Origin of the sequence: Oceanomicrobium pacificus, assembly GCF_009833495.1 — a bacterium.
GTDB lineage: Bacteria > Pseudomonadota > Alphaproteobacteria > Rhodobacterales > Rhodobacteraceae > Oceanomicrobium > Oceanomicrobium pacificus.
Genome location: NZ_WUWG01000001.1, coordinates 240,234 through 262,829, shown reverse-complemented (window position 1 = coordinate 262,829; position 22,596 = coordinate 240,234). Strand labels below are relative to the sequence as shown.

General features: G+C 65.5%; 28 protein-coding genes. 12 read left to right on the top strand and 16 right to left on the bottom strand.

Features of this window, described 5'->3' with window-relative positions:
• The first annotated feature begins 29 nt into the window (after positions 1 to 29).
• From GSH16_RS01390 to GSH16_RS01375, 4 genes are all read left to right on the top strand, one after another.
• Entirely contained in the window at positions 30 to 758 is a 729-nt protein-coding gene (locus GSH16_RS01390) for a GNAT family N-acetyltransferase (RefSeq protein ID WP_160851154.1), read from the top strand.
• A 64-nt stretch (positions 759 to 822) separates the two neighbouring features.
• Positions 823 to 1,407, top strand: a complete 585-nt coding sequence (locus tag GSH16_RS01385) for an FMN-dependent NADH-azoreductase (protein WP_160851152.1) — start codon at positions 823 to 825, stop codon at positions 1,405 to 1,407.
• Between the two features lie 97 nt (positions 1,408 to 1,504).
• Positions 1,505 to 2,083 carry a nitroreductase family protein gene (locus GSH16_RS01380; RefSeq protein ID WP_160851150.1) on the top strand — a complete coding sequence of 193 codons (579 nt, stop codon included), beginning with the start codon at positions 1,505 to 1,507 and terminating at the stop codon, positions 2,081 to 2,083.
• Positions 2,080 to 2,802, top strand: coding sequence for an EI24 domain-containing protein (locus tag GSH16_RS01375; RefSeq protein ID WP_328803131.1), 723 nt, complete (start codon positions 2,080 to 2,082; stop codon positions 2,800 to 2,802). Before GSH16_RS01380 ends, GSH16_RS01375 begins: the two co-directional genes overlap by 4 nt.
• Here GSH16_RS01375 and GSH16_RS01370 read toward each other — a convergent pair.
• The 3 genes from GSH16_RS01370 to GSH16_RS01360 all read right to left on the bottom strand — a co-directional run bounded on the left by GSH16_RS01370 (position 2,786) and on the right by GSH16_RS01360 (position 3,966).
• On the bottom strand, positions 2,786 to 3,052 hold the full coding sequence (locus tag GSH16_RS01370; protein WP_160851148.1) for a DUF1467 family protein: 267 nt from the start codon (positions 3,050 to 3,052) through the stop codon (positions 2,786 to 2,788). The two genes, GSH16_RS01375 and GSH16_RS01370, sit on opposite strands and share 17 nt — an antisense overlap.
• A complete protein-coding gene (mce, locus tag GSH16_RS01365; RefSeq protein WP_160851146.1) occupies positions 3,049 to 3,453 on the bottom strand; it encodes a methylmalonyl-CoA epimerase in 405 nt (134 codons plus the stop codon). Before mce ends, GSH16_RS01370 begins: the two co-directional genes overlap by 4 nt.
• Positions 3,454 to 3,579: 126 nt before the next feature.
• Entirely contained in the window at positions 3,580 to 3,966 is a 387-nt protein-coding gene (locus tag GSH16_RS01360) for a DUF1761 domain-containing protein (RefSeq protein ID WP_205523932.1), read from the bottom strand.
• A 330-nt stretch (positions 3,967 to 4,296) separates the two neighbouring features.
• Between GSH16_RS01360 and GSH16_RS01355 the strand changes: the two genes are divergently transcribed.
• From GSH16_RS01355 to GSH16_RS01345, 3 genes are all read left to right on the top strand, one after another.
• Complete coding sequence (locus GSH16_RS01355) at positions 4,297 to 4,764, top strand: (2Fe-2S)-binding protein (RefSeq protein ID WP_160851144.1); 468 nt, start codon at positions 4,297 to 4,299, stop codon at positions 4,762 to 4,764.
• Between the two features lie 87 nt (positions 4,765 to 4,851).
• Positions 4,852 to 7,221, top strand: a complete 2,370-nt coding sequence (locus GSH16_RS01350) for a xanthine dehydrogenase family protein molybdopterin-binding subunit (protein ID WP_160851142.1) — start codon at positions 4,852 to 4,854, stop codon at positions 7,219 to 7,221.
• 12 nt (positions 7,222 to 7,233) lie between these two features.
• Complete coding sequence (locus GSH16_RS01345; RefSeq protein ID WP_160851140.1) at positions 7,234 to 8,022, top strand: FAD binding domain-containing protein; 789 nt, start codon at positions 7,234 to 7,236, stop codon at positions 8,020 to 8,022.
• A 56-nt stretch (positions 8,023 to 8,078) separates the two neighbouring features.
• Here GSH16_RS01345 and GSH16_RS01340 read toward each other — a convergent pair whose 3' ends face one another.
• A complete protein-coding gene (locus tag GSH16_RS01340; RefSeq protein ID WP_160851139.1) occupies positions 8,079 to 8,672 on the bottom strand; it encodes a TIGR04282 family arsenosugar biosynthesis glycosyltransferase in 594 nt (197 codons plus the stop codon).
• Between the two features lie 88 nt (positions 8,673 to 8,760).
• On the opposite strand from GSH16_RS01340, the gene GSH16_RS01335 reads away from it, so the two are divergent.
• Positions 8,761 to 9,339, top strand: coding sequence for a DUF4136 domain-containing protein (locus tag GSH16_RS01335; protein WP_160851137.1), 579 nt, complete (start codon positions 8,761 to 8,763; stop codon positions 9,337 to 9,339).
• Between the two features lie 21 nt (positions 9,340 to 9,360).
• Here the strand turns inward: GSH16_RS01335 and dapE are convergent, their stop codons facing one another.
• The gene (gene dapE / locus GSH16_RS01330) at positions 9,361 to 10,521 is read right to left on the bottom strand and encodes a succinyl-diaminopimelate desuccinylase (RefSeq protein WP_160851135.1); all 1,161 of its coding nucleotides are present in this window, start codon (positions 10,519 to 10,521) and stop codon (positions 9,361 to 9,363) included.
• A gap of 128 nt (positions 10,522 to 10,649) precedes the next feature.
• Here dapE and GSH16_RS01325 point away from each other — a divergent pair, with 128 nt between their 5' ends.
• Complete coding sequence (locus tag GSH16_RS01325; protein ID WP_160851133.1) at positions 10,650 to 12,260, top strand: choice-of-anchor L domain-containing protein; 1,611 nt, start codon at positions 10,650 to 10,652, stop codon at positions 12,258 to 12,260.
• An 87-nt stretch (positions 12,261 to 12,347) separates the two neighbouring features.
• Here the strand turns inward: GSH16_RS01325 and GSH16_RS01320 are convergent, their stop codons facing one another.
• The 5 genes from GSH16_RS01320 to dapD form a co-directional block, all read right to left on the bottom strand.
• Positions 12,348 to 13,022 carry an HAD hydrolase-like protein gene (locus tag GSH16_RS01320; protein ID WP_160851131.1) on the bottom strand — a complete coding sequence of 225 codons (675 nt, stop codon included), beginning with the start codon at positions 13,020 to 13,022 and terminating at the stop codon, positions 12,348 to 12,350.
• A complete protein-coding gene (locus GSH16_RS01315) occupies positions 13,015 to 13,353 on the bottom strand; it encodes a hypothetical protein (RefSeq protein WP_160851129.1) in 339 nt (112 codons plus the stop codon). The genes GSH16_RS01320 and GSH16_RS01315 overlap by 8 nt, the downstream gene beginning before the upstream one ends.
• A 38-nt stretch (positions 13,354 to 13,391) precedes the next feature.
• Positions 13,392 to 13,820, bottom strand: a complete 429-nt coding sequence (locus GSH16_RS01310) for a thioredoxin family protein (protein WP_160851128.1) — start codon at positions 13,818 to 13,820, stop codon at positions 13,392 to 13,394.
• Positions 13,821 to 13,847: 27 nt separating this feature from the next.
• Positions 13,848 to 14,594, bottom strand: a complete 747-nt coding sequence (locus GSH16_RS01305; RefSeq protein WP_328803129.1) for a cytochrome c biogenesis CcdA family protein — start codon at positions 14,592 to 14,594, stop codon at positions 13,848 to 13,850.
• A gap of 64 nt (positions 14,595 to 14,658) precedes the next feature.
• A complete protein-coding gene (gene dapD, locus GSH16_RS01300) occupies positions 14,659 to 15,486 on the bottom strand; it encodes a 2,3,4,5-tetrahydropyridine-2,6-dicarboxylate N-succinyltransferase (protein WP_160851126.1) in 828 nt (275 codons plus the stop codon).
• A 115-nt stretch (positions 15,487 to 15,601) separates the two neighbouring features.
• Between dapD and GSH16_RS01295 the strand changes: the two genes are divergently transcribed.
• On the top strand, positions 15,602 to 16,435 hold the full coding sequence (locus GSH16_RS01295) for an LOG family protein (protein ID WP_160851124.1): 834 nt from the start codon (positions 15,602 to 15,604) through the stop codon (positions 16,433 to 16,435).
• A gap of 24 nt (positions 16,436 to 16,459) precedes the next feature.
• On the opposite strand, the gene GSH16_RS01290 is transcribed toward GSH16_RS01295, so the two are convergent.
• The 4 genes from GSH16_RS01290 to GSH16_RS01275 all read right to left on the bottom strand — a co-directional run bounded on the left by GSH16_RS01290 (position 16,460) and on the right by GSH16_RS01275 (position 20,237).
• Positions 16,460 to 17,359: an esterase-like activity of phytase family protein gene (locus tag GSH16_RS01290; protein ID WP_160851122.1), complete on the bottom strand. Its 900-nt coding sequence runs from the start codon at positions 17,357 to 17,359 to the stop codon at positions 16,460 to 16,462.
• Positions 17,332 to 18,213, bottom strand: a complete 882-nt coding sequence (gene mepA, locus GSH16_RS01285; RefSeq protein ID WP_160851120.1) for a penicillin-insensitive murein endopeptidase — start codon at positions 18,211 to 18,213, stop codon at positions 17,332 to 17,334. Before mepA ends, GSH16_RS01290 begins: the two co-directional genes overlap by 28 nt.
• 24 nt (positions 18,214 to 18,237) lie before the next feature.
• Positions 18,238 to 19,572 carry an MFS transporter gene (locus GSH16_RS01280; protein ID WP_160851118.1) on the bottom strand — a complete coding sequence of 445 codons (1,335 nt, stop codon included), beginning with the start codon at positions 19,570 to 19,572 and terminating at the stop codon, positions 18,238 to 18,240.
• Between the two features lie 77 nt (positions 19,573 to 19,649).
• Complete coding sequence (locus GSH16_RS01275; protein WP_160851116.1) at positions 19,650 to 20,237, bottom strand: acyl-CoA thioesterase; 588 nt, start codon at positions 20,235 to 20,237, stop codon at positions 19,650 to 19,652.
• A 205-nt stretch (positions 20,238 to 20,442) separates the two neighbouring features.
• Here GSH16_RS01275 and GSH16_RS01270 point away from each other — a divergent pair, with 205 nt between their 5' ends.
• Together GSH16_RS01270 and GSH16_RS01265 are read left to right on the top strand one after the other, a co-directional pair.
• Positions 20,443 to 20,730 (top strand): YggT family protein, encoded by a 288-nt coding sequence (locus tag GSH16_RS01270; RefSeq protein ID WP_160851114.1) that lies wholly within the window; start codon positions 20,443 to 20,445, stop codon positions 20,728 to 20,730.
• Positions 20,731 to 20,747: 17 nt separating this feature from the next.
• Positions 20,748 to 21,044, top strand: coding sequence for a DUF167 domain-containing protein (locus GSH16_RS01265; RefSeq protein ID WP_160851112.1), 297 nt, complete (start codon positions 20,748 to 20,750; stop codon positions 21,042 to 21,044).
• Here GSH16_RS01265 and GSH16_RS01260 read toward each other — a convergent pair.
• Together GSH16_RS01260 and msrA are read right to left on the bottom strand one after the other, a co-directional pair.
• Entirely contained in the window at positions 21,041 to 21,682 is a 642-nt protein-coding gene (locus GSH16_RS01260) for a VOC family protein (protein ID WP_160851110.1), read from the bottom strand. The genes GSH16_RS01265 and GSH16_RS01260 overlap by 4 nt on opposite strands.
• Before the next feature lie 77 nt (positions 21,683 to 21,759).
• Positions 21,760 to 22,422 (bottom strand): peptide-methionine (S)-S-oxide reductase MsrA, encoded by a 663-nt coding sequence (msrA, locus tag GSH16_RS01255; protein WP_160851108.1) that lies wholly within the window; start codon positions 22,420 to 22,422, stop codon positions 21,760 to 21,762.
• Positions 22,423 to 22,596: the final 174 nt, after the last annotated feature.

Here is a 22,596-nt window from a genome sequence, read left to right as displayed (position 1 = left end):
CCGTCGCGTTCGGGCGGCACAAGGGCGACATGAGCAACCGAGATTTCCCCGTGGGCGCGCCGTTGCCCGACTGGACCCCGCCGCCCGCCCCGGACTTCACCCGTCTGGAGGGGCGGACTGTCAGGCTGGAGCGCCTTGACCCGGACGCGCATGGCGCGGGGCTGTTCGATGCCTATCGGGCGGCGGCGGATGCCGGCGACTGGGCATATCTGCCCTACGGTCCTTTCGACGACCGCGCCACCTTCGACCCGTGGCTGGTTGGAATGGCAGCCAAGTCCGACCCGCGTTTCTATACCATTTGCGTGGCGGACAGCGGGGCGCCGCGGGGGCTTCTGTCGCTCATGCGGATCGCGCCGGAGGCCGGGTCCATCGAGGTCGGCCATATCCATTTCGCGCCTGAGCTGCAGGGCACGGCCGGCGCGACAGAGGCAATCTGGCTTTGCATGAATTGGGTCTTCTCTGCCGGTTACCGCCGGTTCGAATGGAAATGCGATGCGCTGAACGCCCGCTCGCGCAACGCTGCCGCGCGGTTCGGTTTCACCTATGAAGGCACGTTCCGGCAGGCCGGCATTGTGAAGGGCCGCAACCGCGACACGGCATGGTTCGCGATCATCGACCGCGACTGGCCCGCGCTCGCCTATGCCTATCGCCGCTGGCTGTCGCCGGAGAATTTCGACAGTGACGGACGGCAGCGGCAGAGCTTGCGTGATCTGACAGCTCCTATTGTTTCCGAAGCCGACACGGACAGTATCAATTGACATGAATTGTGTCTGATTAGTGAGGGTCTATCTACAGGGTCAACCTGATCGAGGAGAAACCCGAATGACCCACACACTCATCATCCATTCCAGCGCCCGCAAGACCGGATCCGTGACCCGCGACCTGTCGCGAACACTGGCTGAGACGCTCGGCGGCACCGTGACCGAGCGCGACCTTGCCGACGGGATCGCACTGATCGACGAACCGTGGATCGGCGCGAATTTTGCCGGCGACGCAGCGACAGATGCCGACCATGCCAGACTGGCCGGATCGGAAGAACTGGTGGCTGAACTGGAGGCCGCCGACACGATTGTCATCGGCCTGCCGATCTACAATTTCTCGGTGCCTGCCGCGCTCAAGGCCTGGGTGGACCAGGTGGCGCGGGCGCGTCGCACCTTCCGCTATACCGAAACCGGGCCCGAGGGCCTGCTGACCGGCAAGAAAGCCTATCTGGTCGTTGCCTCGGGCGGTGTGCCGGTCGACAGTCCGGTCGATTTCGCAACGCCCTATATGCGCCACCTGCTCGGGTTCATCGGCATCTCGGACGTGACCGTCATCGGGGCGGATGCGGCCATGGTGCGCGGCGATGCGGCCCGCGCGGAAGCCGAAGCCGCCATCGCGGCGCTGGCGCCCGCGAAAGCCGCCTGAGCCGCGATTGCTTGACAGTCCGGGCCTCAGGGCCGATGTGAACAGGGTCCGGGCGCGCCTGCGTCCGGGTCCTTTTCGTCACGAGCCCGAGACTTTCATGCCCGATCCCAGCCCAGAGACGCTTGCCTTCCTCCTGTCCCGCCGGTCGCGTCCGGCCAAGACGCTCGGCCTGCCGGTCCCCGACCGCGCGGCGCTCGACCCGATCCTGACGGCAGCGGCCCGCACGCCTGATCACGGCAAGCTGGAACCATGGCGGTTCATCGTGCTGGAACGCGGCGCGCTCGAACGGCTGGCGGCGCTTTGCGGGGAACGGGCAGAGGCGCTCGGCCTTGATGCGGACGCGCGCGACAAGGCGGTGGCGCAGTTCGGTGCGGCGCATCTGGTCGTGGCGGTGATCGCCTCGCCGGTGCCGTCAGAAAAGGTGCCGGAGGTGGAACAGACCCTGTCCGCGGGGGCGGTGTGCCTTGCGCTTCTCAACGCGGCGCTGGCGGCGGGCTGGGGCGCCAACTGGCTGACCGGCAAGATGGCACTCGACCGGCCGTTCCTGACAGACGGGCTGGGTCTTGCGCCCCATGAATATGTCGCCGGTTTCATGCATCTGGGCACCGAACGGATGGCCCCGCCGGAGCGTCCGCGCCCCGATCTGGGCACCAAGGTTGCGTGGGTGGCGGAATGAGCCTGATCGACGATCTGGGCCGCGCCATCGGACAGTTGGGCGATCCGAAATTCACCCGCGTTCTCTGGCGGTCGCTGGCGATTACGCTGGCCGTTCTGGTTGCGGCCTTTTTCGGGATGAACTGGATCATCGGCGCGCTCTTGCCCGACACGATCACGCTGCCCTGGGTGGGTGAGGTCGGCTTCCTCGACGGTGCGATCTCAGGCGTGGCGATGGTCGCGCTTCTCGCCGCTTCGGCCTTCCTGATGTTCCCCGTCGCCTCGGTCGTGATCGGCTTCTTCCTTGAAGATATTGCCGGTGCGGTGGAGGAAAAACACTATCCGGCCCTGCCGCCGGCGGACCCGCTGCCCTGGTCGGACACGCTCATCGATGCGGCCAAATTCCTGCTTCTGATGATCCTTGCCAACGCGGTGGCGCTGGTCATCTACCTCGTCTCGACCATTTTCGCGCCGGTGATCTTCTACATCGTCAACGGGCTGCTGCTCGGGCGGGAATATTTCCAGCTGGTGGCCGCGCGGCGGCTCGGCATGGTGCAGGCCACCGTGCTGCGCAAACAGCATTTCGCGCAGATCTGGCTGACCGGCATCGTGATGGCCGTGCCCCTGTCGATTCCGGTGGTGAACTTGCTGGTGCCGCTTCTGGGCGTTGCGGTCTTCACCCACCAGTTCCACCGGCTGGCTGCCGGTGGCGCAGGACGCGGCGTCAGCCCATCCGGTTGAAAAAGTCGATATCGCGGATGGTGATCCAGCCCGACGCGATGACAAGGCAGATCGGCACCCAGATCAGGAAGGTCACGATTGTGACCCAGATGAGCTTTTTCTTCATCATCGGGTCGATGGGTGCGGAAGCCGGCGTGCCGGGCACGACCTCGCCATCCTCTTCCTGACTGGTCTCGCCGATCGGCAGCGCGACGAGCAGCCCGAGGAACCAGAGGACCGCGAAGATGACAAGGGCGCCTGTAATGGTCATGCCTGCTCCAGTTCGACAAGCGTGCCGGTGAAATCCTTCGGGTGCAGGAAGAGGACCGGCTTGCCATGTGCCCCGATCTTGGGCTCGCCCGAGCCGAGCACCCGCGCGCCGCTGGCTTTCAGCGCGTCGCGCGCGGCAAGGATATCATCGACCTCGTAGCAGATATGATGGATGCCGCCCGAAGGGTTCTTCTCCAGAAAGCCGTTGATGGGCGAGTCCGCGCCCAGCGGGTGCAGAAGCTCGATCTTGGTGTTGGGCAGCGTGATGAAGACGACCGTCACCCCGTGATCCGGTTCCGGCTGCGGCGGACCCACCTCGGCACCCAGCGTGTCGCGATATTGCGCGGCGGCGGCGTCGAGGTCCGGCACAGCGATGGCAACATGGTTCAGGCGTCCGATCATGCGGGGTTCCTCCGGTCCGGGCGGTTCGGTTGCGGCTCCAGACCTAGACCGCGCGGGCGGCAGCGGCAAGGCCGCCGCCCGCGTGTTTGTGACGCAATCCGTCCGATACGGGCGGGTGACGCGGGGTCAGAAAATACCCTGCGCGGCGATCATCACGATCCCCATCACGATGATATATCCCGCCTCTGTATTTCGGGCGTAGGCGCTCTTCTGCGCGAAATAGCCATTGGCGATGATCAGCACGGCAATGGTCACAATGATCAGGATGCACAGGAGCAGCGAATTGGCCGCCGCCGTGATCCCTACCACCCAGGAAAGCAGGAATATTCCCACCACCTGCGTGATCATCGCGGGCGCCTGCACGCCGGTGATTGTCGTCAGGTCCAGCCCCACACCTTCAGCCCATTTGGTGCCGAAGAGTTTGGGCGAATACCAGAGCCAGCCGATCAGGAAAGCGACCACCGCTCCCACTATGACCGCGATCCAGTTTACACCGCTCGTCAGTTCCAACATCTGTTCCCCCGTTTCCCTTTTTGGTTAGGGGATTGAGTTTACTACAGTTTCGCTTTTCGATCCAATCAGGGCGGCGGCAAGCCGATCGTGCATCACCCGCGCAGGCCCGTCATTGAAAATTCTTGCCGCGTGGGTGGAGGAAGTCCTTGCAACCCGGGCGCCTGTCGCTCCAAACTTCCCGCAGGGTAAACCGGGCGGGAGACTCGCCTTGCCGCGGCGCGACCGCAGCATCGTCCGCCGCCCGAAGGCCGCGTTACGGCCGACACTGAAAAAGCCAAAGGCCGCGCCGCGGCTGATAATGAAAAAGACTGACACGATAGGGAGAGAATGATGCCATCAGTTTCCATGACCGTGAACGGCAAGGCCGTCAGCGGGGAGGTCGAGGGCCGCACGCTGCTGTCGCAATTCCTGCGCGACGATCTGCACCTGACCGGCACCCATATCGGGTGCGACACGTCCCAGTGCGGGGCCTGTGTTGTCCATGTCGACGGCAAGGCGGTGAAAGCCTGCACCATGCTCGCGGCCGAAGCCGAAGGCACCGAGGTGCGTACGATCGAGGGCATGGCCAATGCTGACGGGTCGCTCGGCGTCATCCAGCAGGCGTTCCAGGACCATCACGGCTTGCAATGCGGTTTTTGCACACCCGGCATGGTCATGTCGGCGGCCGACCTGCTCGCCCAGAACAAATCGCCTACCGAGGCCGAGATCCGCGAATATCTCGAAGGCAATATCTGCCGCTGCACCGGCTACCACAATATCGTGAAATCGATCCAGGCCGCCGCCGAACAGCTGGCCTGACGCGCTGCCCGTCGTTCCGGCCCGCGCCGGGACGGTTCCATCACCGAACGCCCCGGCAACAGGGGCGCGGATATCAGGGAGAAGAAGATGCCGAAAGATGAAGGGATCGGTGCCAGCACCAAGCGCCGCGAAGATGTCCGGTTTCTGACCGGAAAAGGCCGCTACACCGACGATATCAATGTGGCCGGACAGGCCTATGTCTATTTCCTGCGCTCCAACATCGCGCATGGCACGATCAACGGGATCGACACATCCGCCGCCGAAGCCGCGCCGGGTGTGATCAAGGTCTTCACCGCCGCCGATTTCGAAGGTGTGGGCGGGATGCCCTGCGGCTGGCAGGTCACCGACCGCCATGGCGAGGCGATGCAGGAGCCCAAGCACCCGATTTTGGCCGAGGGCAAGGTCCGCCATGTGGGCGAGCCGGTCGCCGCGGTCGTGGCAGAAACGCTCGCTCAAGCCCGCGACGCGGCGGAGAAGATCAACCTCGACATTGCCGAACTGCCGGCCGTGATCGATATGGTTGCCGCCACCAAGGACGGGGCCACCAAGGTCCATGACGATCTGTCTTCGAACCTCTGCTACGACTGGGGATTCGTGGAAGAGAACCGCGACGCCGTCGCCGAAGCCATCGACGGCGCGCACCATGTGACCGTGCTGGAGCTGAAGAACCAGCGGCTCGTGGCCAATCCGATGGAGCCGCGCGTGGCGCTCGGCGATTTCAATGCCGCCACCGGTGACCACACGCTCTACACGACGAGCCAGAACCCCCATGTGATCCGGCTCCTGATGGGCGCTTTCGTGCTCGGCATCCCGGAGCATAAGCTGACCGTCATCGCGCCAGATGTAGGCGGCGGGTTCGGCACCAAGATCTTCCACTATCAGGAAGAGGCCTTCTGCACCTTTGCCGCCAAAGCGGTGGGCCGGCCGGTCAAATGGACCGCGGACCGGTCGGAAGCCTTCATGTCGGACGCGCATGGCCGCGACCATGTGACGAAGATCGAACTGGCGCTCGACGAGAATGGCAAGTTCCTCGCCCTGCGCACGGACACCTATGCGAACATGGGTGCCTATCTCTCGACCTTCGCACCTTCGGTGCCGACATGGCTCCACGGCACGCTGATGGCCGGCAACTACACCACGCCGCTCATCTATGTTAACGTGAAGGCGGTCTTCACCAATACGGTTCCCGTCGATGCCTATCGCGGCGCCGGCCGGCCGGAAGCCACGTTCCAGCTTGAGCGGGTGATCGACAAGGCCGCGCAGGAAATGGGGATCGACCCGATCGACCTGCGCCGCCGCAATTTCATCCAGCCCGACCAGTTCCCCTATGCCACGCCTGTGGCGGTCGAATATGACACGGGCAACTATGGCGCGACGCTCGACAAGCTCATCGAGATTGCCGACATCAACGGGTTCGACGCGCGCCGCGCGGAGAGCGAAAAGCGCGGCAAGCTGCGCGGGCTTGGCGTCAACTGCTATATCGAGGCTTGCGGTATCGCGCCGTCGAACCTCGTGGGGCAGCTCGGTGCCCGTGCGGGCCTTTACGATGCCGCCACCGTGCGGGTGAACGCCACCGGCTCGATCTCGGTCATGGTCGGCGCACACAGCCACGGGCAGGGGCACGAGACGACCTTCCCGCAGGTGATCGCGGAGATGCTCGGCATCGGCGCCGATCAAGTGGAGATCGTCCACGGCGACACGTCCAAGGTGCCGTTCGGCATGGGCACCTACGGGTCGCGCTCGCTCGCGGTCTGCGGCTCGGCCATGGTCCGCGCGACCGAGAAGGTCATCAACAAGGCCAAGAAGATCGCCGCCCATCTGATGGAGGCTTCGGAATCGGACGTGGAGTTCGCCAATGGCGAGTTCTCCGTGGCCGGCACCGACAAGAAGGTCGCCTGGGGGGATGTGACGCTCGCGGCCTATGTCCCGCACAATTATCCGCTGGAGGATATCGAGCCGGGGCTGGAGGAAACCGCCTTCTACGATCCGGCCAACTTCACCTATCCCGCCGGCGCCTATGCCTGCGAGGTGGAAGTCGATCCCGACACCGGCAAGGTGCAGGTCATGTCCTTTGCCGCTGCGGATGATTTCGGCAATGTCATCAACCCGATGATCGTTGACGGGCAGGTGCACGGCGGTATCGCGCAGGGCATCGGACAGGCGCTTCTGGAAAGCTGTGTGTATGACGATGACGGCCAGCTTCTGACCGGCTCCTACATGGATTACGCCATGCCGCGGGCGGATGACCTTCCGTCCTATGTGGTGGACCATTCCTGCCAGACGCCCTGCACCCACAACCCGCTCGGCGTGAAAGGCTGCGGGGAGGCCGGCGCGATCGGCTCGCCGCCGGCGCTCGTCAATGCCGTGGTCAACGCACTCGCCGACCGTGGTGTCACCCATATCGATATGCCGCTCTCGCCCGCTCGGGTCTGGGCCGCCATGAACAAAGCTCACTGAGGAGGTCCCGCAATGTACAGTTTCGACTTCGTGCGACCGAAAACCATCGACGAGGCCGTCTCGGCGCTCGCGGCAGAGGACGCGCAGGCGCTGGGCGGGGGTCAGACCCTGATCCCGACGCTGAAACAGCGTCTCGCCATGCCGTCGGCGCTGGTCAGCCTGACTGGCATTCCCGACATCCAGGGCGTCTGCACCGATGATGACGGGCGCGTCTGCATCGGTGGGGCCACCAGCCACGCGCGGGTGGCGGCCGAGGCGACCGCCTATCCCGCGCTCGCTGAACTGGCGTCCCATATCGGCGATCCGGCGGTGCGCAACCGCGGCACGATCGGCGGCTCGCTGGCCAACAATGACCCGTCGGCCTGCTATCCCTGCGCGGCGCTCGCATCGGGTGCTACCATTGTCACCAACAGCCGGGAAATCGCAGCGGACGACTATTTCCAGGGCATGTTCACGACCGCGCTCGACGAGGGCGAGATCATCACGGAAGTGAAATTCCCGGTGCCGGAGAAGGCGAACTACCAGAAGTTCGTCCAGCCCGCCTCGCGCTTTGCGCTTGTGGGGGTGATGGTCGCCAAATATGCCGATGGTGTGCGGGTTGCGGTGACCGGCGCGTCCGAGGACGGCGTGTTCCGCTGGGCGGAGGCCGAGGCGGCGCTGTCGGGAAATTTCGCGCCCGAGGCGCTCGACGGGCTCAGCGCAAGCGCGGACGGGCTCATCGGCGATATTCACGGCACGCCGGACTATCGCGCCCATCTGATCGGCGTTCTGGCCAAACGTGCGGTGGCGGCGGCCGCCTGATCCGGCAGGCCACTGTAAGAAAAATCGGACGGTCCCCTTCGGGGGCCGTTCTGCGTTCAGGGGTCAGCCAGCGCTTTCAGGTCGGACAGCTCATCCACATCGCGCAGCGTCGCCAGTTGGGCCACCCGGTCCGTGCCGAGCGTGGCAAGCGTGTCCGTCATCGCATGCGGACCTGACCATCGCACGCCCGCAAACAGCCCCGGCGGCGGGGCCTGCCGCCGCGCCAGCCCGATCAGCCAATAGCCGCCATCGGGCGCCGGTCCGATCACCGCATCGCGGCGTCCGAGCGCGCGAAACCCGCCGTCGATCAGCGACGGTGTGATGCCCGGAATATCCGCGCCGATCACCATGGCCGGGCCTGGCGGGGCCGCTTTCAGGAGCCGCCCCATCCGGTCGCCGAGCGAGCCCCGACCCTGTGGCACCCGCGCGATGTCGGGCGGCCAGACCCGGCTCGCCAGCCCCTCCTGGTCGGGAGCGACGGCCAGCACGGTTTGCCAGCGCGGATCGCGCCCGAGCCGCCGGATCAGGGCCCGGGTCTGGTGGCGGAACCACCAGGCCGCGCCGACCGCGCCAATCTCTGCGCCGAGCCGCGTCTTGACCCGTCCGGGGCGCGGTTCCTTGACCATGATGATGAGTGTCCGCTGCCGCATGTGCCTGCCTTCACGTCGGTGGCGCGTGCCGTTGATCCCGCGCGCTGCATCCCCTAGCCTTGGTGTCCCGTTATCAAGGAGTTGCCCGATGATCCGAGGATTCGCCGCCGCCCTTCTGAGCCTGACCCTGCTTGCCTGCACGCCCAGCGTCAATGGGGGCGGGGACCTCAATCCGGCCGTGGATGTGAGCCGGTTCCAGACCTTTTCCTGGGCGGCCAATCCGCCGCTCGTCAGCCGGCAGGGCGACGGGATCGCCAATCCGGTCTTGGAGGCGCAACTGGAGCAGACCGTCGCCGCTGTGCTGCGCGGCAAGGGTTACCGGTTCGTCAGCAACCCCGCGCAGGCCGATTTCGTGGTCGGCTACACGATCGGCGCGCGGGAGCGCACACGGGTCAGTTCCGCGCCGAGCTACGGGCTCTCCACCGGTTTCGGCGGCTATTATGGCGGTTTCGGGCTCAGCTACTACCAGCCCAACATCATCACCACCAACTATACCGAGGGCCAGTTCGCGATCGACATTCTCGACCGCCGCGCGCGCCAGCCCGCCTATCACGGCGTGGCGACGCGCAACATCTATTCCGGCGAAAGTGGCGCCTCGGCCGAGATTGTCCAGTCAGTGGTGCTGACGGCGCTGCGCGATTTCCCGAGCCGCGCCGCGCCTCAATAAAGTCTCAGGCGCGCGTCTATTTCAGTCTGCGCCGATCGCGCCCGAGAAATATTGCGCCAGAATGCGGGCGTAGATCGCCTTCAATGCGGTGATCTGGGCAGCTTCCACCCGTTCGTCCACCTGATGCATCGTCTTGCCGACAAGACCGAACTCGACGACCGGGCAATGATCCTTCACGAACCGCGCGTCCGATGTGCCGCCGGAGGTGGAGAGCGCGGGACGGCGGCCGGTTTCGGCCTCCACCGCGTCGGCCACGAGGTCGGACAGCGGTCCTGGCGGGGTCAGGAAGCTCTCGCCCGAAATCTGGTAGTCAAAATGGAATTTCACCCCGCTCCGCGCCGTCTCGGCGGCGGCCGTGTCCTCCAGCCAGCGGCAGAGCGAAGCGCTGTCATGCGCATCGTTGAAACGGATATTGGCCATCGCGCGCGCCTTGGCGGGGATCACGTTGTTGGCTTCATTGCCGGTCTCGAAGCCGGTCACGGCCAGTGTCGAGGCGTCGAAATGCTCGGTGCCGTCATCGAGCACATGGTTCGACCAGAGCGCCACCAGCCGCGCCAGCGCCGGCACCGGATTGTTGGCGCGGTGCGGATAGGCGGAATGGCCCTGCACGCCCTCGGCGGTGACATAGGCGGTCATCGAACCGCGCCGACCGATCTTCATCATGTCGCCCAGTTCCTCGGGGCTTGTCGGTTCGCCCACAAGGCAATGGTCCATCCGCTCGCCCTGTCGCTCCATCCAGTCGAGAAGCGCGATGGTGCCGTCTGTTGCCTCGCCTTCCTCATCGCCGGTGATGGCGAGTGCAATCGCGCCCTCGGGTGCGGTCTCGGTGACAAAGTCGATCGCTGCCGCGACAAAGGCCGCAACGCCGGATTTCATGTCCGTCGCACCGCGGCCCAGAAGCCAGCCGTCGCGCAATTCTCCGCAGAACGGGTCGAAGCTCCAGTCGTCCCGGTTGCCGACGGGCACAACATCGGTATGGCCGTTGAAGCCGAAACAGGGGCCGGGGCCGCGCGTGCCCCAGCGGGCGAACAGGTTCGGCGTGCCGTTACGGTCGACCCGCGTGCAGGTGAAACCCGCCGCCGCCAGCCTTGCTTCCAGCAATTGCAGCGCCCCGCCCTCGGCCGGTGACACGGTCTCGCAGCGGATCAGGTCTGCTGTCAGCGCAATCGGGTCGGTGGTCATCGGCGGGTCCTCTTGGTCCGGTGGTCTTCTCGGTCCCGTGGATACGCTGCAACAGGGGCGGGGGCAACCGGAGGGGTTAAGGGCTCTGCAACCTTCTTCCGGCAGACCGGAGCGGAGGGGAGACGCCAATGGTCGCTGCATCGAAACTGCCTGTGAACACCAATGTCACTGCCGAGCAGATGGCGGAGGAGATATTTGGCGCGGGCATCAGCATCGAGAGCGCAAGCTATACCGGCGATCCGGTCGCGTCAGGCATCTATTCTGACGGGCTTGCCACCTCTCCGGGTGTGGCGCCGTCCGACACGGGCGTGATCCTGTCGACCGGCAAGGCCACCGACTTCACGCAGGAAAGCGGAGACTCCAACCAGGCCGCCTGGACGACCACGAACACGAGCGGGCCGGACGGGGTGTCGGACCTCAACCAGATCGCGGGCATGAAAACCTTCGACGCCGCGATTTTCGAGGCCGAGTTCATCCCCGAGGGCAATACGCTCTCGATGCAGATCGTTTTCTCCTCGGAGGAATATCTCGAATATACCAACAGCGGGTTCAACGACGCGGTCGGCATCTGGGTCAACGGCACCAAGGCGGAGATGACGGTCGGAGACGGGGAAATCTCGATCGACAATATCAACGACACGTCGAACCAGAACCTCTTCGTCGACAACACCTCCGGCATCTTCAACACGGAGATGGACGGGTTCACCGTCACCATGACCTTGAAGGCGCCGGTCAATCCAGACGAGATCAACACGATCCGCATCGGGGTCGCGGATGCCGGCGATGCATCCTACGATTCCAATCTGCTCATCAAGGGCGACAGCATCCAGACGGCCGTCGTGGCCGGTGATGACGAACTGGAAGTGCGGCAGGGGCAGGAGGCCGTGGTCGACCTTCTCGACAACGATTTTTCCTCCTCCGGCAGCAGCCTGACCATCACCGCGATCAATGGCGTCCCGGTCGTCGCGGGCACGCAGGTCGCCTTGCCAACGGGGGAATTGATCACGCTCAATCTCGACGGCACGATCACCGTCACCGGCAATGACACGGAAGGGGAGAACACCTTCTCCTATATGGTGGAGGATGAAGCGGGCAATACCGACACCGGCTTTGCCACGGTCACAACCATTCCCTGCTTCAGTGACGGCACGCTGATCGAGACCGTGCGCGGCGCTGTGCCGGTGGAGGCGTTGCAGGTCGGCGATCTGGTGCACACGCTCGACCACGGGCCGCAGCCGATACGCTGGACCGGCAGGGTAGAGGTCGCGGGCACGGACCGTTTCGCGCCGGTGGTGCTGCCGGTTTCGGGCAACCGACCGCCGCTGCGTGTCTCGCCACAGCACCGGCTCTTTGTCTCTGCGACGCAGATGCTCTTGCTCCATGAGGTGCGGGAGGTTCTGGTGAGTGCACGCGATCTAGTGCGGACCGGCCTCGCGGCGGAGGATCCGGTGCCTCGCCTGCGCTACCATCACATCCTCTTCGACCGGCATGAAATCGTCTGCGCGCACGGGCTCTGGAGCGAGAGCTATCACCCCGGCGCCACTATCCTGTCGGATATGGATGCCGACGTGCGGGCGGAGCTTCTGGCGCTCTTCCCTGAACTGGGGCGTCCGGCCGGGCAGGGCGGTCGCGTTCCGGCGCGCCCGATCGTCAAGGCGGCGGATATCGGGGCGGCCTGTGCACTCGGCACCGTCGCGCCCGGCGTGACCGGACCGGGGCCGGCACCAACACGGCATTGACGGCAGGCCGAGGGTCGCGGTGTCCTGTTTGAATGGTCATTCACGGGCCGTCGGTCGCGACAGTCGTGTCCCGATCTGCTGCGCGATTCAGGCGTCGGGGAACAGGAATTCCTCCGCCGATGGGCCGACCTCCTCGGGCGCACCGGCCAGCGCATCGGCCTCTGCCATGTGCAGCTCGTTCGGCTCGCCATAGCCCCAGAGCGCCCCGATCGACACGATGTCATTGTTGCGCGCGCCGATAATGTCATGGCGGCGGTCGCCGAGCATCAGGCTGCGTTCAGGATCGGCACGGCTTTCGGCCAGCGCATGGGCCAGAAGCTGCGTCTTGTCGGAATTGGTCCCGTCCAGTTCCGAGCCGAACAGCCCGTCCACATAGGAACTGATGCCGAAATGGTCGAGGATCGTCTGCGCGTAGACGTGCGGCTTCGACGTGGCCACGTAGAGCGCCGCGCCCAGGTCCTGAAGGTCGATCAGCATGTCGCCGATCCCGTCATAGACATCCGCCTCGTAGACGCCTTCCTCGGTGAATCGTTCGCGGTAGAACCCGATCGCGGCTTCGATGTCCGCGCCTTCGCCGAGCAGGACCGGAAAGCTCTCCCACAACGGCGGACCGATGCACCATGTGAGTTCGTCGGCGCTGGGGATGTCCTCCATCCCCATTTCCGTCAGCGCGTGACGGATCGAGCGGGTGATCCCCTCCCGCGGGTCGATCAACGTCCCGTCAAGGTCGAGGAACACGGTGGGCTGGTTGCTGTCACTCATCGAAGAACGGGGTCATCTGGGCTACGATCACGGCATTCTCGGCGCGCGCGCGGTCCATCAGGTCGCGCTCCTCCTGCGAAATGTCGTGGCCTTCTTCGAGCCGTTCGTCGAGCGTGCCATAGCCGGTTACGTCAAGGGGGGCCAAGTCGGCCTGTTTGAGGACCGCCACGGTCTCGCGCACGGCCTCTGCCTCGTCGACGCCGCTGGCATAGACCATCAGCGCGCCGCCGGTCGCGCCCTCGGGCAGCCCGTCGCCATCCTTGCGGCCGATCTGCACGAGCAGCGTATAGACCTGCTGCGGGCGCTTCTGTTTCTTCGGTTTATCGCTCATGGGCCGGGTATAGACCGGGGCCGCGCGCGGCGAAAGGGTCAAGACGCGGCAGCCAGTCCCCGGTCCAACAGGGCCTTGATCTCGGCCTTGGACGTGCCGGCGACGATGCGGCCCAACTCGTCATTGCCTTTCAGCACAATCAGCGTCGAGCGGCGCGGGATGCGGCGGCTGCGTGTCACCTTGTCCTTGGACCAGCGGTCCCAGTCCACAACGACGAATTTCATCGCCTTGTCATAGGCCGGATTCTCGGAACGCAGGGCGTTGATCACCCGTTCCTGCGCCTTGCAGGTCGAACACCATGTTGCCGAATAGTCGACGAATACGGTGTGCCCCGCCTTCAGATAGGCGTCGATCAGGCCCGGCTGGTAGGCCTCTCCGGCCCGCGCGGCCGTGGCCCAGCCACCAAGTCCAAACAGTGCCCCGCCTGCCGTGGCGCATCCGGTTTTCAGCAGTTCGCGTCGGTTCATAGGTCAGTCCTTTCAATATCGCCCCGCTCAATAGCGGACGGAGAAATCCTGCAGCCAGACCGGCATGGTTTCCACCAGCCAGCCCTCGGCCATGTGGGTGATGCCGGTCAGGGTGGCGATGCCGAGGCCGAGAAACAGAAGCCCGAGGATCGGTTTCGAGCGCTGGGCCACCGCCTGCAACCAGCCGCGATGGCGCGCGAGCAGGTCCTGCGCGCCCAGTCCGAAGATCAGGATCAGGGTCGAGACACCGGCGCTGAAGGCCAGCATGATCGCGGTGGCCCAGCCCAGATTCTGCCCCTGAGAGGCCAGCGCGATGGCACCGCCCAGCGTTGGCCCGATGCAGGGGGACCAGACGGTGCCGAGCAACAGCCCGCCGAAGAACTGGCTGCGCGGATCGGCGCCGGGTGCCCCCATATGTGCGTCCGCTCGCCCCGCAAGCCCCGCCGTTGCCAACTCGAAACGGGCCGACAGCGCCGGCGTCAGCAGCATCAGCCCGAAGCCGATCATGGCCACCGCACCGACCGTGGCGAGCACATCCGGCGTCAACCCGATCGCATAGCCAAACGCGGTGACGAGCACGCCGAGGATCACGAACGACAGGGACAGGCCCGCTGCCAGCGCAACCGGTCCGCGCCGGTCGCCGCTCGCCGCGCTGCCAAGCACCAGCGGCAGCACCGGCAGGATGCATGGGTTGATGAGCGTCAGAAGGCCCGCAAGATAGGCAAAGATCAGGTCCATGGCATGCCAGAGATGGAAAACGCCCCGATCCTGCATGGATCGGAGCGCGATCTCAATTCAACAGCGCCTGAAGCGCGGTCACTTGGCTGTCAGGGATGTTTCAGTCGCGCAGCAAATCATTGATGCCGGTCTTCGAGCGCGTCTTGGCATCGACACGTTTCACGATCACCGCGCAATAGAGGTTCACGCCGTTTTTCGACGGCATCGACCCGGCGACAACGACCGAATAGGGCGGCACTTCGCCGTAGAAGACCTCACCCGTTTCCCGGTCGACGATCTTGGTGGACTGGCCGATGAAGACCCCCATGCCGAGCACCGAGCCTTCGCGGACGATCACGCCCTCGACCACTTCGGAGCGCGCGCCGATGAAGCAATTGTCCTCGATGATGGTCGGTCCGGCCTGCATCGGCTCAAGCACGCCGCCAATGCCGACCCCGCCCGACAGGTGCACATCCTTGCCGATCTGGGCGCAGGACCCGACGGTCGCCCATGTGTCGACCATGGTGCCGCTGTCGACATAGGCACCCAGATTGACGAAGGACGGCATCAGCACCACGCCCGGCGCCACATAGGCCGATTTGCGCACCACGCAGTTCGGCACGGCGCGGAACCCGGCGGCGCGCCATTCCGCGTCCCCCCAGTCCTTCCACTTGCTGTCGACCTTGTCCCACCATGCGCCGCCCTGCGGGCTGCCGGACTGGCGTTCCATGTCTTTCAGCCGAAAGCCCAGCAACACGGCCTTCTTCGCCCACTGGTTCACATGCCACTGGCCGTCGGCGCCGCGTTCCGCCACCCGCAGCGTGCCGCTGTCGAGGGCGTTCAGCGTCTCCTCGATCGCTGCGCGCGTGTCCCCGCCGGTCTCTGGCGTGATCTCTGCCCGGGCGTCCCAGGCGGCTTCGATGGCGGTTTCCAGCGCGGCATTCGACATGTCTGTCCCCATTTCGTGATTGGTTTCGCGAACAAGCAGGCTATAGAGCGGTTGATCTCCCGGCGCAATCAACGTTGCATGGGGGCGCATCAGACAGTCGCAACCGGAGGACAATATGGCAGGCGGATCACGCAAACAGGTCAGATTTCCCGACGCGCAGCGCGATATCAGCGCTTGGGAAGGCACGCCGGACACGCCGCAAACCCTCTCTCCGGCCTACCGGTTGGCCTTCGACGATCCCGATTTTCTCTGCCGGCCGGAATTGCGCCCCGTCCGGCTGCAGCTAGAACTTCTGAAACCCGAACTGACGCTGGCCGAAATGGGCATCGACAGCACGGTGGTTCTGTTCGGGGGCGCGCGCATTCCTGATCCCGAGCACAAGGAAAAGGCCCGGACCGAGACGTTGAAGGACCTGTCGCGCTACTATGACGAGGCGCGCGAGTTTGCCCGGCTCTGCACCCGCCATTGTGTCGAGGCGCAGGGCCGCGAACTGATGGTCGTGACCGGTGGCGGTCCGGGCGTGATGGAGGCCGGCTCCCGCGGGGCGGCGGAAGCCGGCGGCAAGTCCATCTCGCTCAATATCGTGCTGCCGCACGAACAGGCCCCGAACCGCTACGCGACGCCGGAACTGTGCTTCAACTTCCACTATTTCGCGATCCGCAAGATGCATTTCCTGATGCGCGCCAAGGCGATCACGGTCTTCCCCGGCGGGTTCGGCACGCTCGATGAACTGTTCGAGACGCTGACGCTGGTGCAGACCGGCCGGATGGAGCCGCTGCCGATCCTGCTTTTCGGGCGCGAATTCTGGGAGAAGATTGTCAACTGGGAGGCGCTGGCCGACGCAGGCACCATCTCCGACAGCGATCTGGACCTCTTCACTTTCGTGGACACGGCAGCGGAAGCCTGGGACGTGCTGCGGACGTGGAAGAAACCCGAACGCGCGGCCTGACGGCTGCGCGGCCCTTAGGCCGGCCTAGCTGCCGGCTTCGTTCAGCACGAACTCGACGATCTGCGTCTGCTGGAAGACCGAATAATTGTCATCCGAGATCAGCGTGAGGCGCAGCCGCCCGCGGTCGTCCTGCCAGACGGAAATGCCTTCCAGATTGTCATAGGTGCCGTAGGAGGTCGTCAGCAGCGTCTCGCCCGCATCGAACCCGTTCGGCCCGAGCGTGAAACGGCGGATGCGGCTCGTGAACCCGCCGAGGAAGGTGAAGTCGCGTTCCAGCAGATAGAGCTTGCCGTCCGGCCCGATATCCGCGCCGGAAACAAGGTAGCGCCCCTCGCGCCGCACCGACAGGCTCTTGTCCCACGTCCCGTCGCGAAAGCGGTAGACCGGGAAGGGCCGATCGAGCTTTCCCGACCGTTCCGGGATCGTGTAGACGGTGCCCGCCGCATCGACCGCCAGCGCTTCGAGCGAACTGTTGTTCTGCAGGTTCGGGAAATCGCGATGCCGCGGCAGCAGGTCCGGCGCTGCCGCAATGTCCCGCAACCGTGTCACGCGATGGTTGGATTCGTAGGACACGTAGATCGACCCGTCGGGCGCAATGGCGATCCCCTCGGCATCGACGTTGCGCGCGTCGAGCGGCTCGCCCTTGGTCGTCAGGAGCGGTCCGCGCGCTGTCACGGTGACGTCGGATATGCCGTCCCCGTCGCGCATGACCCGCGCCCGCAACCATGTGCCACGGTCCGATATGGCAAGGAAACCGTCGCCGCCATCGGTGACTTCGATGCCCGACAGGCCGCCGAAATCCCCGAAGCTCTCGGACCAGACATAGCGGTTGATCTCTTCGAGCCGTGGCTCGGCCCAAGCCGGCAGGGCCAGTGCGGCGAGCCCGAGGCTCAGGATCAGCGGGATTGCAGAACGGATTGGCATTGCTTCGGCAGGTCGGCAAGTGTGATCGCTTTGGGTTTCGGTTTGGGCTTCGGCTTCGGGGCCAGCGGGTCGGGTTTTTGCGGCTCCAGTGCTTCGGTAACCCACCAGATCGCCTCCTCGCAACCGTCACCGGCCGGGATCGGCGCCTGATTGGCGCAGACCTGATTGCCCTTCGGGCAGTTCAGGCGCACGTGGAAATGGTAGTGATGCCCCCACCAGGGCCGGATCTTGCGCAGCCATGCGCGATCATGCGCGGGCGCCTCCTTGCACATCCGCAGCTTCACAGGCGCCGTCACGAAAATCCGCGCGACCGCCGGGTCCTTGGCGGCGGCCCGCAGGATCAGGTGATGGTCGCGGCTCCAGTTGCCGTTGATGTTGCGCTGGTCGGCACTGCGGACCGAGATGGAGGAGATATTCTCCCGCGCGTTGCGGCTCAACGTCAGGTCCATTGCGGGTTTCATCCAGATATCGGCATCAAGCCCGAGCTGGTGGCTTGCATGGCCCGACAGCATCGGCCCGCCGCGCGGCTGCGCGATATCGCCGACATAAAGGCCGTTCCAACTGGTCTTGGCAGCGGTGTAGCTACTCAGCCGTTCGATGAAGCGGATCATCTCGGGATGGCCCCAGTTGCGGTTGCGGCTCAGCCGCATCGCCTGCCAGGTGGGGCCGCTTTCGGGCAGCATCTCGGCCCCGGCAAGACAGCCGCGGGAATAGCTGCCAAGAGCGGCGGACCGTTGTTCGGATGGCGTGGCTTTCGCGCCGAACAGCTGTTTGGCCGGCTGCGCGGCATGGGTCGGAGACAGGATGGCGACGCTCAGGATCGCCGACAGGCAAAACTTCGATAGGCGGGACATGGCACTGCTCGCATGGCGCCCGTCTTACGCGGGTTTGTGTTTTGGGTGCACCCAGAATAGCAGAACGAGCCCAAGGAGGAAAAGCGCGATCACCGGAGAGACCCCGACGCGCTGAGATCCGCTCAGATCGGTGGCCAGCGCGATGGACAGCGGCGCGAGGAAGGCCGTGGCCTTGCCGACGAGCGCATAGAGCCCGAAGGTCTGGGTCATCCGCCCGGCCTCTGCCTGATCCACCAGAAGCGTGCGCGACGCGGCCTGAAGCGCGCCACCCGCGGCCCCGATGAGCGCGCCGCAGACATAGAAGGTGATATCGGGCAGGGCCGACCCCGCCGCGACCGGCATGCCGAGCACGCTGTCGCGCGAGGTCATGACGATGATCAGGCAGATGAGCGCCAGCGCGGTGATGCAGGTCGCGATCAGTGGCTTGGGGCCGAACCGTTCATCGGCAAAGCCGCCGACCCATGCGCCCACCGCGCCGGTCGCGGCTGCAAGAATGCCGAAAATGCCGATATCGACGATCGACCAGCCTAGAACACCGGCCGCATAGATACCGCCGAAGGCGTAAAGACCGTTTAGCGCGTCGCGATAGAACATCGACGAGCCGAGATAGGCCATCAGGCTTCCGTTTTGCGGCAGCGCCTTCACCGTGCGCGCAAGATCCGCCAGACCGGCTCGCACCGCGCCAGCGGTAGAGGCCCGCCGCGGCGCGTCGGGCACCCAGAGGAAGAAGGGGATCATGAAGATCACATACCAGATCGCGGTCAGCGGCCCGGCGCTGCGGGTGCCTTCGCGCATCTCCGGATCGAGGCCGAGGATCGGCGCCTGCCCGATCAGGGTGACGCCGGCCTCGTTCTCGGCCAGGAGCGTCAGCATCAGGATGAGCGACACGAGCCCGCCGACATAGCCGAGCGCCCAGCCGGAGCCGGACAGGCGGCCCACCTGCGCGCGCGGCACAAGATCGGGCAGCATCGCATTGGTGAAAGTGGTCGCGAACTCGACGCCGATCAGCCCGAGCGCGAAGGCGAGCAGCACGATCGTAGGGTCGCTCATGCCCGGCACGGCGAGCCACAGGAGCGCGGCGCCGGTGACATAGGCCACGGAGAAGAGCGCAATCCATGGTTTGCGCGGTCCCGACGTGTCGGCCATCGCGCCGAGCACCGGCGCCATCAGCGCGATCACGATACCGGCGGCGGCCGTCATGTAGCCCCATGTCGCCTGACCCGATGCGGGATCTGCGGCCACGGCGGAGGTGAAGTAGGGCGCGAAAATGAAGGTGATGAGGAGCGTGTGATAGGGCTGCGACGCCCAGTCAAACAGCATCCAGCCAAATCTGGCCCGTTTCGGGGTGCCTGCGTCCATGATCCGTCCTGCCCGTTATCTTGCCGATCATAAAGCACGGGGCTTCGCGATCTGGCAAGAAAATGCAGGCCTGGGGATCAGGCGGCGCGGTGGTCGAGTTTCACGTCCGCCACACCCGCATCCGGCGCACCGCCGTCCCGCTCGGGCGGCCAGACGCGTTCCGCTTCCGCGTCGATCCAGGCCTGAACCCACGCCGGCAGGGGCGGGTTCCAGTCGGGCTGGCCGAGCGCCTCGGCCACGATCTGGGTCGGCACGATGCCGTTGCGGTCGGTAACGGCAGAGCGGTAGAGAATCGAGTTGGCAGCCTCGTCGCCGCGCCACATGCTCTGTTGCAGGTAGAGGAATTTTTCGTCCCGTCCGATGCAGCGGGAATGCATCTCCACCTTGTCGAAGGCGCGGACCCGGCGGCGGTAGCGCACTGACGCGCCCGCCATGGTCAGCCCCCAGCGGTTCTCCCGCAGCACCTTGATGAGCCCGACACGACCCGCCAGCGGAATCCGCCCGAGATCAAAGAGCGTCAGGGTCCGCCCGTTGTTCAGCTCGCCCCAGATGTCGATGTCCCACGGCATGCAGCGATGGGTGCTGACATGGGTGCCGTCGAGCGGCAGCGGCTCTTCCTTGCGGGCAAGCCAGAGTTCGGTGGCAAATCGGATCAGCGGATACATGTCTGGGCGGCCTCGTCTGCTCGGGGTCTGCTTCGGGTCCAGTCCCTTCGCATGTAGGCGCGCCGGGGCGGCGGGGGAAGGCCGACGCGACGTCAGCCCGGACAGGGGGCACAGGGACAGCCCGGGCCGGTCGATGCCCCGCAACCGCTTGATCCGGCGGGCAACCCGCCTTAAGTCTGGCCGGAACCAAAGCGGACGGACCTCCATGGCCTCACTATTGCAAATCCTTCTCCTGCTGCTCGACGTGGCCTGGTACATCGTGATCGCCCATGTGATCATGAGCTGGCTCATCAGCTTCCAGATCCTCAACCTGCACCAGCAATTCGTGGCGCAGATCTGGTACGGTCTGAACCGGATTCTCGAACCGGTCTACGGGCCGATCCGGCGCTTCCTGCCGCAGATGGGCGGGCTTGACCTCGCGCCGCTCGTCGCGCTGGTCGGGATCATGATCCTGCGGATCGTCCTCATTAACAACGCGGCGCTCTTCCTGTGACGGGCCCGGCCCGTCGCATGGCGGACGGGCTGGAACTGAGCGTGAGGGTCACGCCGCGCGCTGCGCAGCCGGGCCTGCGGCGGGTCGATACGGACCCGGACGGCGCGGCTGTTCTTGCCGTGCATGTTGCCGCGCCGCCGGCTGACGGGGCCGCCAATGCGGCACTGGTCAAACTGCTTGCGAAACTTTTCGGCGTGCCGAAATCGGCGGTGACCATTGCGGCGGGGCAGACCGGGCGGCGGAAACGCATCCTTGTTGCCGGTGATCCCGACGCGCTGGCAGCGCGCGCTGCGGATCTTGTCGCAGCGCTCTAGCTTTCGAATATGAAGACCGCGCCTGTGCGACCCTCGGACAGGCGCGCAGTCAGCTTCGGGCGCGGCGCCTCGCTAAGGGCAACCAGACGGTCGAGGCCGGACGCGTGCAGGCACTCGCAAAAGGGCGGGGGTCCGTCCAGTTCGAGCCGGTCGAGCGCCAGCCCCTGATCGGGCAGGCTGAGGCCCGGACGCGCTGCATCTTCCGGCCAGGAAATCAGGTAGGGCGCCGCGCCGGATGCGCGCATCTGCCCGTCGTCCGGCACGGTCAGGCGCCAGTTCAGATCGCCGCGATGCAAGTCGAGCACCGGCCAGTGCCCCAGCGCCTGCGCCTCCGGTCCGTTCACAGGATCGGGTACCTCGGCAACCCATGTCGCAAGCCGCACCGGCGCATCCGTGTCCAACTCGTCAAGCGCGAACCAGCGCGGCCGGCCGGGCGGCGGGGCGTCCGGATCGATTGCGATCACTTCGAGATAGTGATCACCGATCCGCCAGAGCGCATTGTGGGTGCCCATCTGCGGGTGCTGCCCGCCGCCGCAGGGCGGGCGGGCGAGCCGGTCACTCATCCAGTCCCGGCCCGCGGCCAGCGAACCGGCGGTGAAGACGAGGTGATCGATGCGGGGAAGCGAAGGTCCGGTCATGGGCCGCAGGCTAGGCGCGCTTGCGGCGCGGGACAAGCCGCGCCGCGAGGGAATTTGCTGGTCGGATCAGGACGCGCTCAGGAGCCGAGCCGGTTGACGAACGCATCCGCGCCCCAGAGCGCCTTGACCCGCGCATCGCGCCCGCAGGCGTCGCGGTAGCCCTTGTAGGCTTTCGCCTTGGTCACATAGCCGAACCGGGTCAGAACCTTGTCCTGGCTGCGGTAGTAATTCTGGTGATAGGCTTCGGCCGGATAGAAGGTCTTGGCGGCTGCGATGGGCGTCACGATCGGGCCGGGCAACCGCCCTTTCAAGGCGGCTTTCGAGGCCAGCGCCGCATCAGCCTGCGCCTGCGTGGTGGCGAAAATCGCGGTGCGGTAGCTTTCGCCCCTGTCGCAGAACTGGCCGCCCGCATCGGTCGGATCGACAGAGGTCCAGAACACATTGAGCAAGGTCTCGTAGCTTACCTGATCGGCGTCATAGACGATTTTGACGGCCTCGTAATGGCCGGTGCCGCCGCGCGTCACCTGCTTGTAGGTCGGGTTGGCCACCGTGCCGCCCGTGTAGCCGGAGGTGGTTTCCACCACGCCCTTCACCTTGTCGAAATCCGCCTCGACGCACCAGAAACAGCCACCGGCGAAAATCGCCGTCTGCAGGTTGCGCGCGTCGGCCGCCTGTCCGAGCATCAGCCCGCACACGATGGCAACGCCAAGAAGGAAAGGGCGGATATTGGCAAAACGCATGGTCGTCACTCCGTCTGGTCCGAGGCCTAGAAGTGCCAGCCAAGGCTCTGAAATACAAAGCACGAAGCGGTGACGAACCGGTGAAGGGGCGTTAAGCCCGTGATCCGGTCCGCTTCAATTTGCCTATTGAACCACGGCGCGTGCCACGGCATCACATGGCTCCGGATCCAAGCG